Raw genomic sequence first — 17098 nt, 5'->3', positions numbered from 1 at the left:
TTTAACTAGTTTTCTGATTTCGTACTAGTTTCAGTTGAATCCTTTGATGCTTCCAGCTTCTTAGCTTCTTCTTCAGCACGTTTTTGTTCTTGTTGTTTAGCGAATTTAGATAGAGCGTCAACACTAACTGTGTCTTCGTCGTCATCCATATCTCTAAGTTCGATTTCTTTCTTATGTGCATCTAGAACTTTCATGTCCAATCCAAGAGCTTGTAGTTCTTTGACCAGAACACGGAATGATTCAGGAACACCAGGTTTAGGAATACTTTCACCCTTAACAATAGCTTCATAAGTCTTAACACGTCCAACAATATCATCAGACTTGTATGTCAAGATTTCTTGCAATGTATAAGCGGCACCATAAGCTTCAAGGGCCCAAACTTCCATTTCACCAAATCTCTGACCACCAAATTGTGCTTTACCACCAAGTGGTTGTTGAGTAACTAGTGAGTATGGTCCAATTGAACGAGCATGAAGTTTATCATCAACCATGTGAGCTAGTTTCAAGTAGTACATGACACCAACAGCAACACGGTTCTTGAATGGTTCACCAGTACGTCCATCGTAAAGGATTGACTTACCATCTGAATCCATATCAGCTTCACGGACAATGTCCCAAAGTTCATCATTACTTACACCGTCGAAAACAGGTGTTGTAACGTGGATGCCAAGTTTTCTGGCAGCCATACCTAAGTGAAGATCAAGAACTTGTCCAATATTCATACGTGATGGAACACCCATTGGGTTCAATAGAATATCTACTGGAGTACCATCTGGCATATATGGCATATCTTCTTCAGGTACAACGATTGAAACAGTACCCTTGTTACCGTGACGACCAGACATCTTGTCACCAACTTGAATCTTACGCTTTTGAGCGATGTAAACACGAACTAGCATGTTAACACCAGGATCAAGTTCGTCACCGGCTTCACGAGTGAAGACCTTAACGTCTTGGATAATACCGCCACCACCATGAGGTACACGAAGTGATGTATCACGAACTTCACGAGCTTTTTCACCAAAGATAGCGTGCAATAGTCGTTCTTCGGCTGATAATTCTGTAACACCCTTAGGTGTAACTTTACCAACTAAGATGTCGCCATCACGAACTTCTGCACCAACACGGATGATTCCGAATTCGTCAAGATCCTTCAATGAATCTTCACCAACGTTAGGAATTTCACGTGTGATTTCTTCAGGTCCAAGTTTAGTATCACGTGCTTCTGATTCATATTCCTCAATATGAATTGAAGTATAAGCATCTTCACGAACTAATTTTTCTGAAAGAACAATCGCATCTTCATAGTTATACATGTTCCATGTCATAAAGGCGATAAGTGGGTTTTGACCAAGAGCTAATTCACCATTTTCCATTGCTGGACCATCGGCGATAATGTCACCCTTCTTAACCTCTTCACCCTTGCGGACGATAGGTCTTTGGTTATAACTCTTACCATTATTTGAACGACGGAACTTAGTTACCTTGTAATCATCTGTTGTGCCATCTTCGTCACGTTTGATAGTAACTTTCTTAGCATCAACATATTCAACGACACCACTGTGATCGGCCAACAAAGCAGCACCGGAATCATGAGCAGCGATGTATTCCATACCAGTACCAACAAGTGGAGCATGTGGATTGATCAATGGAACAGCTTGACGTTGCATGTTAGCACCCATTAGGGCACGGTTTGAATCATCATTTTCCAAGAAAGGAATACATGCAGTAGCTACAGAAACTACTTGCTTAGGAGAAACGTCCATGTAGTCGACTTTTTCTGGAGTTGTTTCAATATTATCATCTTTACGACGAGCCAAGATTGTGTTGTCAGCAAATGAACCATCATCGTTCAATGGTGTATTGGCTTGGGCAACAACATAGTTATCTTCTTCGTCAGCAGTTAAGTAATCGATCTTATCAGTTACTTTGTGAGTATCCCATGAAACACGACGATATGGTGTTTCGATGAAACCATATTTATTAATAATAGCGTATGAAGCCAAGTTATTAATAAGTCCGATATTAGGACCTTCAGGAGTTTCAATAGGACACATACGACCATAGTGGGTATAGTGAACGTCACGAACTTCATATCCGGCACGATCACGAGTCAAACCACCAGGTCCAAGGGCTGATAGACGACGCTTGTGTTCTAGTTCTCCAAGTGGATTAGTTTGATCCATGAATTGTGACAATTGTGATGAACCAAAGAATTCCTTAATTGAAGCAACAACTGGTCTAATATTGATCAATTGTTGAGGTGTAACAGTAGCTGAATCTTGAATTGACATTCTTTCACGTACAACACGTTCCATACGTGACAAACCAATACGGAATTGGTTTTGTAGCAATTCACCGACTGAACGAATACGACGGTTACCTAAGTGATCAATATCATCTGTAGTACCGATGTTTTCCTTCAAGTTCAAGAAGTAGTTAATACCTGCCAAAATATCAGCTGGTGTAATAGTACGGTTTTCTTCTGGAATATGACCGTTACCAATGATATTAACAACCTTTTCGTTGTCAGCTTCTGAATAGATCTTAATAATTTGAACAGTAATTGGGTCAGTCAAGACACCTTCTTCTGAAGGATTCAAAGTAACAGTCTTGAAGTCATCTCTTTCAAGATAAGGAGCCAACTTGTTCATAGCATCGCGATCAATTAATGTATCCTTAGCTAAAACAACTTCACCTGTATCAGGGTCAGCAAGTGTTTCAGCCAAAGTCTTGTTCAAAAGTCTAGTCTTGAGATTTAACTTCTTATTGATCTTGTAACGACCAACTGGTGCTAAGTCATATCTACGTGGGTCAAAGAATCTAGCATATAGCAATGAACGAGAACTATCTGCTGTCTTTGGTTCACCAGGACGGAGTCTTTCATAAATATCTTTCAAAGCTTCTTCGACACGTGAATCATTAGTATCTTTATGAACATCTTTTTCAAGAGTTAAGTTCAAAGTATCGTTTTCACCAAAGATATCTAGAATTTCAGAGTCACTACCAAAACCTAAAGCACGAACTAATTCAGAAATAGGTAGCTTTCTAGTTCTATCAATTCTTACATAGCCTAGACCCTTAGCATCTGTTTCAAATTCCAACCAGGCACCACGGTTAGGAATAACTGTTGTACCGTAATTTTCACGACCGTTTTTATCTGTATCTTGATTGTAATAAATACCAGGTGAACGTACTAATTGAGAAACAATAACACGTTCGGCACCGTTGATGATGAAAGTTCCTTCATCTGTCATGATTGGGAAATCACCAAAGAAAACATCTTGTGTCTTGATTTCGCCAGTTTCATGATTAGTCAATTTCAATGTAACATGCAATGGTGCTGAGAAGTTAGCGTCATGTTGTCTTGCTTCTTCAACAGTATATTTTGGTTCTAGTAACTTGTAGCCGACGTATTCCAAAGAAAGGTTACCAGCAAAATCATCGATTGGCATAATGTCGTCAAACATATCCTTAAGTCCTTCATCTAAGAACCACTTATAAGAATTTGTTTGGATGTCAATCAAATTTGGCAGTGGAAGTACTTCCTTGATCTTTGCATAACTACGACGAACACGGTGTGCACCATAATTAACGTTATGATAAGTCAAATTTTTCACCTCAACATATATTTTGTCCAAGTCCAAATTCAAATCAGAAATATTACAATTTGATTACAATTTGCATGAAAACGGTTCAAAAACCCATTTTTAGGCAAAAAAAAACCAAAAATAGAAACTAAAATCTATTTTTGTTTTTTTATTTACGCATAATCACGGACAATAGATCGCAATTTGCAATTTGAACTATGAATCTCAAAAGAAATAATACACTTATGCACTATTCATGTCAATAGTCAAGCCTATTATTTTTGATGAGTTAAAGTATCTTTTTTATCAGGATTGTCAACTGTCACAGTTAACTTCCCTTTTTTAGAACCAACTTTGATCGAATCACCAGCTTTAACATTACCCATTAGTAATTGCTCACTGACTGGATCTTCAATCTCACGTTGGATGGTTCTTCTCATTGGACGAGCACCATATTCAGGATTATAACCATCTTTAACTAGATCATTATAAGCTGTTGGCGTGATGACCAATTTAATTTCACGCTCAGCAAGGCGTTTTCTCAAATTGTTACTCATGATCTTAGCAATTTCTTTGAGTTGTTCTTTGTTGAGTGACTTGAAGACAATAGTTTCATCGACACGGTTCAAGAATTCAGGACGGAAGAAGCGTTTCAATTCAGTATTGATACGTTCTTGCATTTCCTTGAAATCGTCATGAACGTCTTTAGCTCCAAAGCCGACTGACTTGTCTTCTTCAAGTGATCTTGCACCAAGATTAGAAGTCATAATGATGATCGTATTTCTAAAATCAACTTTACGACCCTTAGCATCCGTCAAAATACCATCGTCTAATACTTGAAGTAAGATATTGAAAACATCTGGATGAGCTTTTTCAACTTCATCTAGCAAGACAACTGAATAAGGCTCATTTCTAACCTTTTCGGTCAATTGACCGCCATCGTCAAAACCAACATAACCAGGTGCTGAACCAATCAATTTAGAAGTACTGTATTGTTCCATATATTCTGACATGTCGACACGAATCAAATTATCTTCAGAACCAAACATAACTTCCGCAATTGATTTAGCTAACTCAGTCTTACCTACACCAGTAGGTCCTAAGAACATAAATGAACCAATTGGACGGTTAGGATCTTTCATACCACTTCTAGCTCGACGAATAGCACGAGAAACAGCATTGATAGCATTATCTTGGCCAATAACACGCTTGTGAAGTTCTTTTTCAAGGTTAAGTAACTTCTCACTTTCCTTACGTGTGATTTGTTTAACAGGTACTCCTGTCCATTCCGCAATGATTTCAGCAATATCATTAGCAGAAACGACAGCTTTCTTTTGATTTGTCTGCTTATCCTTTAACTTAGCAATTTGAGCTTGAAGTGTTTGTTCTTCTTCACGGATCTTAGCAGCCTTTTCAAAATCTTGATCCAAGATGGCATTGTTCTTGTCATCCATCAACTTCATAGACTTGTTAGTCAATTCTTCTAACTTATTATTCTTTGAAACATTGTGGATTCGAACTTTAGCTGAAGCTTCATCCATTAGATCAATAGCCTTATCTGGCAAGAAACGGTTCGTCAAGTAACGTGTTGACAAACGTACAGCTGCTTCAACGGCCTCATCAGAAATTTTTAAGCCGTGATGTTGTTCATATCTAGGTCTCAAGCCCATCAAAATTTTAACTGAATCTTCAGCACTTGGTTCTTCAACATAAACTTTAGCAAAACGACGTTCCAAAGCAGTATCTTTTTCAATATACTTTTGGTATTCATTCGATGTAGTTGCACCGATCAATTGCAACTCACCACGAGCTAATGCGGGTTTCAATATATTGGAAGCATCAATAGCACCCTCAGCACCACCGGCTCCAATTAAAGTATGTAACTCATCAATGAAGAGAATCACATGCTTATCTTCATAAATTTCTTTAATAACTTTCTTCAAACGGTCTTCAAATTCACCACGATACTTAGTACCAGCCACAAGTGAGCCCATATCAAGCATCATGATCCGTTTATTTTGCATATCAAGTGGAACTTCTTTTTTAACAATAGCAATTGCTAAACCTTCAGCAATAGCAGTTTTACCTACACCTGGTTCACCAACTAAAACTGGATTGTTCTTTGTTCGACGGCTCAAAATTTGAATCGTTCTTTCAACTTCTTTTTGACGACCAATAACTGGGTCAATTTGGTTAGCCGCAGCAAGTTTAGTCAAGTCACGGGACAATGAATCCAAAGTTGGTGTTCCTTGTGTTTGTTGTTGACTCTTTTGCTTACTCAAATTATTAGCAAAGCCACGACGGGCAGCCTTGTTTGACATTCCCATTTTACTTAAAAGAAGTGATTTAGTTTTAGACAAACTCAAGCCTAAATTGACCAAAATTCGATTAGCCAAATTGTCAGCATCGTCTAAAATCGCTAATAAAATATGTTCTGTTCCGATACGATTGGACTTATAAAGATTTGAGTTTTCCTGGGCATTGCTCAAAATCATCTGTCCTTTAGGAGAATAAGGCAAATAGATTCCCTTAGCAGTATTAGATGAGACATCCCCATAACCTGTCAGATGTTCAATTTCTTCCTCAACATCTCGATCACTTACAGCTAGATCCCTCAAAGTAATACCGGCAATACCATCATTTTCCATTACTAGTCCAAGTAGAATGTGTTCTGTACCAACAGCATTGTGATGAAATGCCTTGGCTTGTTCTTGTGCTAAAACTAGTGCATTTTTGGCGCTTTCGGTAAATACTTTGTCCATTATGTTACCTCTACTTTTCAAGTGTCTGTTTAGAAAGTATAAATGTGTTTTAAAAAAAAGCAATTAATTCATCTTATTAAAAGAGAATTAACCTAGATTATTAACTACTTCAATTAGAATCCTAACACATTCAACTCCTTTATATACTCATATTAGTTTATCGTCCAAATATTTTTAGAGAAACGAAAAAAGGCAATCAATCCATTAAGAATTAATTACCCTTTTATACTTAGTCTCGATATCGGGAAAACAAGATTCGAACTTGCGGCCTTCACGTCCCGAACGTGACGCTCTACCAAGCTGAGCTATTTCCCGAAACCATTTTCTCTAAGCGGAAGACGGGATTCGAACCCGCGACCCCCACCATGGCAAGGTGATGTTCTACCACTGAACTACTTCCGCATTATGACTATGCCGACTAGAGGATTCGAACCTCCGACCCCCTGTTTACAAGACAGATGCTCTGCCAACTGAGCTAAGTCGGCATTATGCCAAACGACATTTAACATAATACACATAAATCAATCTTTTTGCAAGACCAATTTAATACGGGTGAAAGGACTTGAACCTTCATGTCCACTGGACACTAGAACCTAAATCTAGCGCGTCTGCCAATTCCGCCACACCCGCAAAAAACTAAAAACCATTAAGCGATAATGCTTAATGGAGGATACAGGGATCGAACCTGTGACCTCCTGCTTGTAAGGCAGATGCTCTCCCAGCTGAGCTAATCCTCCAAAATGTTTCTTGCTTGAAACAACTATATTATTATACCTATTGATTACAAAAACTGTCAACAAAAATTTTCGAATAGTTTAATTCTTTTCTTGAGGGGGTGGTGAAGTATGCCGTCCTCCGCAACAAACTCGATTTTGGGCTGGAACGTGGTGGGCACAACTTGAAACTACCGCAAAGTGCGCGGCATTTCCAAGCTTGGCCTTTCACTAAACGCTAAAGCGTTAAGTGAAATTTCACCACTGAGCCCAAATCGGGTTTGTTGCTCCGGACTGAATAACGGATCTATTGGTTATTTAGTTTCCATTTATTTAGGAATAGTAGTTCTATTCAAGAACCCTTTATAAGCTTCAAAGGCAAAAATAAAAGCACCTATTTCTTAAATATTTGGCTGACCTTCAATATGCCTTACATATATTTAAAATAGATGCTTCTAATCCAAAACAAATCACTTAAAACTATACACTTTGTTAAACATATTTCTTTCTTCATCGCTAAGATGATGAGCTACTTCAATTACTGTGCCTGAATAATCTTTTAGTAAAGTATCATGGATTTTCTTAGAGAGATCCGGGTCTAATGAAGCTGTGGCTTCATCAGCTAGTAAAAATGGTCGCTTGAAATATAATGCCCTAGCAATTTCAATTCTCTGTTTTTGCCCACCAGATAAATTTTCACCAGATTTTCCAACTTTAAAATCTAATCCTTTATTCTTGACTAGATCAGATAAACCTGACTTTTTTATAACATCATTAAGTTGATTATCTGAAACTGGATTACCTAAAGTGATGTTATAAAGCACTGTATCATCCAGCAGTCTAGGTTCTTGATTAATATAACTAAAGTAATTATGAACATTCTCGACATTTCGGGTTACGCTTTGATTGTTTATCAAGTATTCTCCATTTTTTATAGCTACATTTCCTAATAACGTATTCAGAAGGGTTGATTTTCCCCATCCTGATGGAGCAACTATTAAAACTTTATCTCCTTTTTCTACATTAAAGGAGACATTTTCAAATATATCGTTACCGTCAAGTGCAACCGTTACATCTTTTAGAGTGAGGCTTCTTGGGTCATTAATGGTAGTTGTTCTAGACTCTAAGTGATCAGTATTCTTAGTCAAAATTAAGAATTTATTCCACATAGGCTTAGCTGCTCTTAGATTATTAACATATGCAGAAATGGTAATAACGGGATTTACAAAGTTATTAGACAACTGACTAATCATAATTAATGTACCAAGTGTGATATTTCTAATGCTTACAAGATAAACTCCAAGTGCAATTGGAGCAATAGTAATCGCCGCATAAGCTATCACACTAATTGTCTCATTTGTAAAACCTTCCCAAAAATTCAAACGCATCAAAGAGTTTTCCATCAGGCTAGCAGCGCTCTTAAATCTCCTCCACAAACCAGCTTCAGAATTATACAATCTAGCTGATTTAGAGAACATCTCTGTTTCTTTAACGGTTTCGGTGTATTTACTGTTGTCCTTATCCCATATTTGTGATTTTGCTTCAATATTTTTTCCCAACAGTCGCTGTAAAATCCCCGGTAAAAATGATGCTAACATAAATATTATCGTCAACGGAATAGACGCTACCGAAGCCGAAACCACGGCCGTTATGAATTGAATTACATTTGTGACTATTTGTAATTCTGCCTCTACCTTATTCGCTTCAAGTGCTTTTAAATCATTAGTGAAGAAAGATGTATCCACGTTTACAGTTGGGTGATTATTAAAAATAAGATAATTACTGGCAATAGCTTTTATACGATAATTTGCTGTTTTTACAACAATGAAATACATTTTTTGATACAAAATTCCTATTACCCAAAATAAAATTAAACCTGCAAATGCTATTACAACCAACATTAACAAATAATCAAGCTTAGGGTCAGTGATCCAATTGATCATTTGTTGACTAATCAGTGCAATGAATACCACCTGCAATGATTTTAGAAAAGAAAGAATTAAAAAATTAACTATATAACGGGTCTTTATATACTTTAATATCATTAGAACCCTCCTAATTGGATTAAATATAGTTTAACTTTAATCTTTTTTCAAGAGACATTTCTTAACTAATTCATCACAGGAACATGCGAACGATGGTAATTTGTAAAATAAAAAAACAGTGCCGAAATCTTTTTCAGATTTACTACACTGTTTTTTTATTATTCTTCGTTTTCTGAATTATCTTCTGGTCTCATAGTTGGGAACAAGATGACATCACGAATTGATGGTGCATCTGTTAGTAACATTACCAATCTATCGATACCAATTCCTAGTCCACCTGTTGGTGGCATACCATATTCCATGGCTTCAACGAAGTCGTTATCAATATGTTCGGCTTCATCATTACCCTTTTCACGTTCGGCAGCTTGTGCTTCAAAACGTTGTTTTTGATCAATTGGATCATTTAGTTCAGTAAAGGCATTACCGAATTCATGACCTAAGATGTAAACTTCGAAACGATCTGTGAAGTTAGGATTTTCTTTATTCTTTTTAGCGAGTGGTGAAACTTCCAAAGGATATTCGTAAACGAATGTAGGTTCCTTTAGAGTGTCTTCAACAAATTCTTCAAAGAATTCAGCGATGATATGACCAACACCCCAGAAATCTTCATACTTAACACCTTTTTCATCGGCTAATTTACGAGCTTGTTCAAGATCCATATCTTGGCTGAAATCAATTCCTGTTTGTTCCTTGATTGCGTCAACCATCTTAATACGCTTGAACGGCTTACTCAAATCAATTTCTTCACCTTGATAAGTAACTTTTTGTGTACCATTGGCTTTTTGAGCAGCATGTCTGAAGAGTCCTTCGACTTCTTTCATAACATCTGTCATATCCCAATATGCGGCATATGTTTCTAGTGAAGTATATTCAGGGTTGTGTTGTGTATCCAATCCTTCATTACGGAAAGCTCTACCAATTTCATAAACACGTTCAAAACCACCAACGATCAATCTCTTCAATGGTAATTCCAAAGCGATACGGAGATACATTTCCATGTCCAAAGCATTGTGATGAGTGATAAATGGACGGGCACTAGCACCACCAGCTTGAGTATTCAAAACAGGGGTTTCAACTGATAAGAAGCCTTCCCCATCCAAATATTCACGAACGGCTGAAATAATCTTTGTACGCTTCTTGAAACGTTCAAAGCTGTCTTGATTAGCAATTAAGTCCAAATATCTTTGACGATAAATTTGTTCAACATTAGTTAAACCGTGGAATTTATCTGGAAGTGGACGCAATGACTTAGAAAGCATCGTTACGTGATTTGCTTTAACAGTTAATTCACCCATGTCAGTTTTCATGATTTCACCATGAATTCCTAGATGATCACCAATATCAGCACGTTTGAAGATGTGATAGTTTTCTTCACCAACTTCATCTTTACGTACGTAAATTTGAATTCTGCCGCTTCTATCGCGAAGGTCAGCAAAACCAACTTTACCCTTACCACGTTTTGACATCATTCGACCAGCAATAACGACTGGTAATTCTTGTTCTTCAAGGACTTCCTTACTTTCGTCACCATACTTTTCGTGGATATCTTGAGCGAGGGCTGTTCTTTCAAAGCGTGAACCAAATGGATCAACGCCTTCATCATACAATTCTTGTAATTTTTCACGTCTGACCCGCAATTGGTCATTCATGACTCTCTTTTTCTTGATTTCTTCTTTGGTTGGTTGCTTTTTCTTATTTTCGTTACTCAAAATTTTTCCCCCTGTCTACGAAATTTTTGAAGATCTCGCTTCTCTTTTTTCGTAACTTTCAACAAATTGATCTAATGCATCAAACACACCTTGCATTGAATCTTCATTCACTACTCTAGCACGTGTTCTAACTGCATGGGGAATCCCCTTTAGATAATATGCTGCCTGTTGACGAAATTCTGGAACACCAACATGCTCACCTTTTAAGTCTACCAGACGTTGCAACTGAAGTTTAGCTATATTAATTTTTTCTGCAACACTAGGTTCAGGGAGTAGTTCTCCAGTTTCTAAATAATGGTTCATAGCATTCAAACGCCATAAGTTACCTAACACTGCCCGACCGACCATTGCAGCAGTTGCTCCCACGTCTTCAATCATCGTTTTAGCATCTTGTGGAGTCTTGATATCGCCGTTTCCCATCAAAGGAATCGACAAACTATCAGCGACGGTGTGTAAAATATCCCAATCAGCGTGTCCTTCATACATCTGAGCCTTGGTTCGGCCATGCATCGCAATCGCACTAGCGCCACCTTCTTGAGCAGCTAAGGCATTCTCAACTGCTAGTATGTGATCACTATCCCAACCAGTTCTCATTTTGACAGTTAACGGTTTTTCGATACTCGAACTGACCGCTTTGACCATCTTGTAGAGCTTATCCGGATCTCTCAACCAACATGAACCAGCACCAGTTTTAGTAACCTTCTTAACCGGACAGCCCATATTGATATCAACGATATCTGCTCCTGTATGTTGGTCAACGTATTGAGCAGCCTGGATCAGCGACTCAGTACTACCACCAAAAATTTGAATACTGACTGGATGCTCATTTGGGTCGACAAAAGTCATACCCAGGGTTTTCTCATTGTGATACTTGATACCTTGAGCACTGACCATTTCACAAACAACCAAACCAGCACCAAATTCTCTGGCTGTGACTCGAAAAGCTGAATTAGTAATTCCCGCCATCGGTGCCACCACGACTTGTTTGGGAATCACAACATCGCCAATTTTCCACTCCATACTTTATACCTCTGATTTTATAACTACAACTTGAAATAATAACAAAAAATCTATTCACATGGCAAATATTGATTATTCTTTTTCAGCAATAATTTCTTTCAAGTCATCTTCAGTAAACTTGTATTTGTTGTTGCAGAACTTGCAGACAGCTTCAGCGCCGTGATCTTCATCAATCATCTTTTGCAAATTATCTTTAGATAAAGTCGTCAATGACTTAGCAAATTTATCTTTTGAACAATCACATTTAAATTGAATTGGCATCTCATCTAGAACCTTCATCTCAACGCCATTCATGATCTTCTTTAATAAGTCATCGTTACTCAAGCCTTCATTAAGCAGTGTTGATAAATTAGGAATAACTTTCAAATTAGCTTCAATTTGATCAATATCCTTATCAGTAGCACCAGGCAAAGTTTGAACTAAGAAGCCTCCTGCAGCGCCGACTTTTTCATTTGGTTCAACAAAAACTGAGACTCCAATAGCTGAAGGAATTTGTTCAGATTTAGCCATATAGTAAGCAAAGTCCATCCCAATTTCACCAGATACTAAAGGAACTTCACCAGTAAAAGGTTCCTTCAAATGTAAGTCTTTAGTGATACTTAAAGTACCATTCGTACCAACGGCCGCTTTAACATCAATATGTCCATCTTCACGAGCCTTCAATGCCACATGCGGATTAGTGATATAGCCTTTTGTATTACCTTTAGCGTCAGCATCAACTACAATAGCTCCAACTGGTCCATCACCTTGAACTCTAGTAGTTAAAATCTCATCTTCTTTTAAGGTCGAAGTTGCTACCAAGATTGAGCCAATCATTGTTCTGCCTAAAGCCGCACTAGAATTTCTCCAAGTGTCATGTCTTTGCTGAGCTTCTTGAACGGTTTGAGTTGCATTGATAATGTAAACTCTAAATTTACCATCCTTTGAAACTGATTTTGTTAAAGTATCAGTCATAATTTCCTCCGTTCAAAAAAGCGACTCAAACGAGTCGCTCTTTTTTATTACTTATCATTATTATTTGTATCATTATCGTTTGAATCATCACTGTTACTTGAGTCTTCAGGATTATCAGAGGACTTAGTTTCATCAGTTGATTCTGGAGTTGACTTTTCGTCACTTGTATCATCGTCTGACTTAACTTCACTCTTTTCAGAAGGATAAGTAGTCTCGTCAATTGTTTCATTTGACTTGTCCTCATCCTTGTTTGCTCCCTCAGTCTTTTGTTTAGCAGCATCTTTAGCTTCAACGGCCTTCTTAGCTTCTTCAAAAGTAGCAGCACTTTCACTTGGGAATTCTTGATTCTTATCATTAGCAGGCATCTTACCTGTATTAAACAAGCTCAAGATTTCCTTTTCATCAAGTGTTTCATACTTCAACAAGGCTTCAGCAATAATCTTGTGTTGTTCCTTGTGTGTTTGAAGAATCTCACGAGCGCGTTCGTGGTCTTCGTCAATAATACGTTTAACTTCTTCATCAATATCTTTAGCAGTCGCTTCAGAATATGAAGGTAATTGACGATAGTTACCACCACTAAATGGTTGACCATTCTTTTCAAGTTGAACTGTACCAAGTTTATCTGTCATACCGTATTCAGTAACCATTGTACGAGCAATTTGTGTTGCTTGTTCAAAGTCATTTGAAGCTCCGGATGATGGTTGGCCAACGATCAACTCTTCAGCTGTACGTCCACCAAGTAAACCAGTAATTTGTTCATTCAATTCTTTCTTAGTTGCAAGGTTTTGATCGTCCTTAGGAAGCATGATAGCGTAACCGCCGGCACGTCCACGAGGCACGATAGTAACTTTTCTAACTACTCGAGAATCACTCAAGACCAAACCAATCAAAGCATGTCCAGCTTCGTGGTAAGCAACCGTATGACGTTCCTGTTCAGGAATGACACGGTTCTTCTTAGCAGGACCAGCAATAACACGGTCTTCGGCTTCATCCAAATCAGTTGAGTCAATCTTTTGCTTACCACGACGGGCGGCAACTAAAGCAGCTTCGTTTAGCAAGTTTTCTAGATCGGCACCAGCAAATCCTGGAGTTTGTTGAGCAATAGCGTGTAAATCAACATCATCAGTAAATGGTTTGTTACGAGCGTGAACCTTCAAGATAGCTTCACGGCCCTTAACATCAGGTCTACCAACCAAAATCTTACGGTCAAAACGACCTGGACGTAGTAACGCTGGATCAAGGACATCGGAACGGTTAGTAGCAGCCATAACGATAACACCTTCGTTACCAGTAAATCCATCCATTTCAATCAATAATTGGTTAAGTGTTTGTTCACGTTCATCATTACCACCACCGGTACCGGAACCACGTTGACGACCGACGGCATCAATTTCATCAATAAAGATGATTGATGGAGCATCTTTTTTTGCGTTTTCGAACAAATCACGCACACGAGATGCACCGACACCGACGAACATTTCAACGAAGTCAGAACCAGAAATTGAATAGAACGGAACTTTAGCTTCACCAGCAACAGCCTTAGCTAGTAAAGTTTTACCAGTCCCGGGAGGACCCTCAAGCAATACACCAGCTGGGATTCTGGCACCCAAGGAAACGAATTTTCTTGGATCTTTTAGGAATTCAACAACTTCAACAAGTTCTTGTTTTTCCTCTTCAGCACCAGCAACATCAGAAAATCTAACTTTGTTTTTCTTGGGATCTTCTGGTTTAACCTTAGATTTGCCAAAGTTCATGACACGGTTGGCGCCACCACCTTGACCTCCACGGCCCATCATTGCAAAGATGATAAAGAAGAACAATGCGAATGGAACAATAACCGTTAAGATCAATGAGATCCATTGACCTGATTGTGACTTAGGAGCTGCAGTTGTCTTAACTCCTTTGGCAGTCGCTGCGTTATTAATTCTCTTTAACGTATCGTTATTAGGCAAAACAGTTGAACTAAATGAAGTTACCTCACTAGAACCAGTACTTTGGCCACGGCTAAAGAGTGATACGGAACGAGTTGTATCAGCTTTTTGAGCTTTTTTGTACTCACCAGTAACTTGGTAAGCGCCACCAATTGGCTCTAGTTTGAAACTCTTCACTTTGCCTTGCTTCAATTGTGAGATGAATTGGTCTTGACTTAACGTCTTAGATTGGTCTGAGGATTGACCACCAGCAAACCAACTTGCTGCAAGAACCAAAACAACAAAGAGCAAGATGTAAAACAGGCTATTATTAATTAACCTATTTCGATTATTTTTCATACATTTCCTCCTAAATTACTTAGACGTTACATATTGTAACATTGGTGAACAGTAACACAATAATAATTGTAACTCTATCTTAATTATTTTGTAGTATATACCTCTGGTTTTAAAACACCTACATAAGGTAAATTACGATAATGTTCATCATAATCCATCCCATAACCGACCACAAATTCATCAGGAATTTTTACACCAATGTAATCAACATCAACGTGCTTAACTCTTCGTGCTGGTTTATCTAAGAAAGATACCATTTTAATTGACTTAGCATGTCTTGATTCAAAAAGCTCAACTAAACGATCAAGCGTATAGCCAGTGTCAATAATATCCTCGACGATTACAACATCACGATCACGGACCGGCGTATCCAAATCCTTAATGATGCGAACGTCCCCAGTTGTAATGGTATTTTCCCCACCATAACTAGAAACATCCATAAAGTCATATTCCATCTTAAAATCTAAACTCTTAACTAGATCCATCATAAACATAGCCGCACCACGTAAAACACATACGAACAATGGATTCTTATCGCGATATTCTTGCGTTAGTTCTTTTCCTAAACGTTGAATAGTTTCGTCAATTTCCTTTTCGGAAACTAAAACCTTTTCAATATCTGAATTCATTCTTTTACCTCAATCAAGTTTTATTTTGTAATGCTTACTACCTTTTTTTAAATAATCACTCATATTATAAATTTTTTCAACCCAAACTATCCGATTATCAAATAATAAAACTAAATAATCATCACGTTTATATTCGGGTATTTTTTCATTAATAAATCGCTTGCTCAACTTCTGGTGAAACCCATTGGATAATAACAACTTATCACCAGTTCGTCTGGTTCTCAACGTTATTGTCTTAGGAATAAAGTCCGTCGTTAAGTTGAAATCAGATTCACTAGTACTTAAATTGAAATCACGCTTCAAAAATTTCACTGATTGACCAAGCGTGATGGCTAACTCAGTAGTTTTTTGCGGCTTAATTTGCCTTATCACAAAATTATCATAGCTCTTAATAAATTGCCAAGAATCCGCTAAATTGATTGAAGCATTAGCATCATTATTGGTGACCACTTCGATGATCGAATCGATCTGACGATTGCTGATGCTGATCCCTAGTTGCAACTTCGTAAAAAAATTACCCCAAAATAACGTCTGCTGTTGGCGATCCAATTGCAACACGGGATTCAATAAACCACTGATGGGTTTTTCCTGCAGCTGCATTTGTGACTCGATTTCAGTAAATTTCTCCTGAGCTAGTTTTAACAAAGCTAGAATTTGTTGTTCAAAGAAACCAAAGTGGTGCAACAATTGTCCATTTTCCTTTTGCAATTCGGGGAAAATATTGTTTCTCAAACGATTGCGCATCGTTATATTATCAAAATTTGTTTGATCCTGAACATGATTTATATCATGGATATCCGCTAAAACTGTGATATCAGCCTTGGCAAAATTTAACAGTGGTCGCACGATTTGACCATTAGCAAATGGACGCTGTTCTTTTAAACTGACGACTTCATAGGCATTACCAGAGCGAATCATCTTCATCAACATGTTCTCAGCCAAATCGTTAGCGTGGTGAGCAGTTACTAAAGTATCGAAATCATTTTCCTGCATGATCTGCTTGAAAAAACCATAGCGAAACTTTCTAGCTGCTGCTTCCATACCAATATCATCTTTTGGTTGATTCATCCATTTGGTAGTAAAGAATTGAAAATCATTCTGAACACAAAAATCTTGAACAAAAGCTACTTCACTAGCACTTTCTGGACGTAAATCGTGATCGACATTGACTACTCCAAACGAATCTTTGGGTAATAGTTGACTTAAAACGTGCAACAAGACCATTGAATCAACTCCACCTGAAACCGCCACGAGAACTCGTTTAGCGTGATACTTTTTTAAAACTTTTTTAACGGTATCAATAACTTTTTGATCTAATTCCATTTATCCTCCCGCTTTAACGTCAAAACCCGACCAATCTTTATTTTTAAATTGGTCGGGATCTGCAAAAATTAAATTTTAAAACT

At 37.8% G+C, this 17098-nt stretch carries 9 protein-coding genes and 5 tRNA genes; all 14 read right to left on the bottom strand.

Features of this window, described 5'->3' with window-relative positions; all coding sequences use genetic code 11:
- Window positions 1-5 precede the first annotated feature (5 nt).
- Entirely contained in the window at window positions 6-3611 is a 3606-nt protein-coding gene (gene rpoB, locus EGT49_RS06325; RefSeq protein WP_135372628.1) for a DNA-directed RNA polymerase subunit beta, read from the bottom strand.
- A gap of 254 nt (window positions 3612-3865) precedes the next feature.
- Window positions 3866-6352 (bottom strand): ATP-dependent Clp protease ATP-binding subunit, encoded by a 2487-nt coding sequence (locus EGT49_RS06320; protein WP_135372626.1) that lies wholly within the window; start codon window positions 6350-6352, stop codon window positions 3866-3868.
- A 241-nt stretch (window positions 6353-6593) separates the two neighbouring features.
- A tRNA-Pro gene (locus tag EGT49_RS06315) sits at window positions 6594-6667 on the bottom strand.
- 15 nt (window positions 6668-6682) lie between these two features.
- Window positions 6683-6754: transfer RNA gene (locus EGT49_RS06310), tRNA-Gly, on the bottom strand.
- A gap of 10 nt (window positions 6755-6764) precedes the next feature.
- A tRNA-Thr gene (locus EGT49_RS06305) sits at window positions 6765-6837 on the bottom strand.
- Between the two features lie 62 nt (window positions 6838-6899).
- A tRNA-Leu gene (locus tag EGT49_RS06300) sits at window positions 6900-6982 on the bottom strand.
- 34 nt (window positions 6983-7016) lie between these two features.
- Window positions 7017-7089 (bottom strand) — tRNA-Val (locus EGT49_RS06295).
- A 446-nt stretch (window positions 7090-7535) separates the two neighbouring features.
- Entirely contained in the window at window positions 7536-9110 is a 1575-nt protein-coding gene (locus tag EGT49_RS06290; protein ID WP_135372624.1) for an ATP-binding cassette domain-containing protein, read from the bottom strand.
- A gap of 158 nt (window positions 9111-9268) precedes the next feature.
- Entirely contained in the window at window positions 9269-10759 is a 1491-nt protein-coding gene (gene lysS, locus EGT49_RS06285; protein WP_135372686.1) for a lysine--tRNA ligase, read from the bottom strand.
- Between the two features lie 75 nt (window positions 10760-10834).
- Window positions 10835-11839 carry a tRNA dihydrouridine synthase DusB gene (gene dusB, locus EGT49_RS06280; RefSeq protein WP_135372622.1) on the bottom strand — a complete coding sequence of 335 codons (1005 nt, stop codon included), beginning with the start codon at window positions 11837-11839 and terminating at the stop codon, window positions 10835-10837.
- Between the two features lie 72 nt (window positions 11840-11911).
- Window positions 11912-12793 carry an Hsp33 family molecular chaperone HslO gene (gene hslO, locus EGT49_RS06275; RefSeq protein ID WP_135372620.1) on the bottom strand — a complete coding sequence of 294 codons (882 nt, stop codon included), beginning with the start codon at window positions 12791-12793 and terminating at the stop codon, window positions 11912-11914.
- 47 nt (window positions 12794-12840) lie between these two features.
- A complete protein-coding gene (gene ftsH / locus EGT49_RS06270) occupies window positions 12841-15063 on the bottom strand; it encodes an ATP-dependent zinc metalloprotease FtsH (RefSeq protein WP_135372618.1) in 2223 nt (740 codons plus the stop codon).
- 83 nt (window positions 15064-15146) lie between these two features.
- Complete coding sequence (gene hpt, locus EGT49_RS06265; protein ID WP_135372616.1) at window positions 15147-15692, bottom strand: hypoxanthine phosphoribosyltransferase; 546 nt, start codon at window positions 15690-15692, stop codon at window positions 15147-15149.
- A 9-nt stretch (window positions 15693-15701) separates the two neighbouring features.
- Window positions 15702-17015, bottom strand: a complete 1314-nt coding sequence (gene tilS, locus EGT49_RS06260) for a tRNA lysidine(34) synthetase TilS (protein ID WP_135372614.1) — start codon at window positions 17013-17015, stop codon at window positions 15702-15704.
- Between the last annotated feature and the right edge of the window lie 83 nt (window positions 17016-17098).

It is taken from the genome of Companilactobacillus suantsaicola (assembly GCF_004745525.1).
Classification (GTDB): Bacteria; Bacillota; Bacilli; order Lactobacillales; family Lactobacillaceae; genus Companilactobacillus; species Companilactobacillus suantsaicola.
Note: the sequence above shows the minus strand (reverse complement) of the source record. Positions and strands in the feature narration are given on the sequence as shown.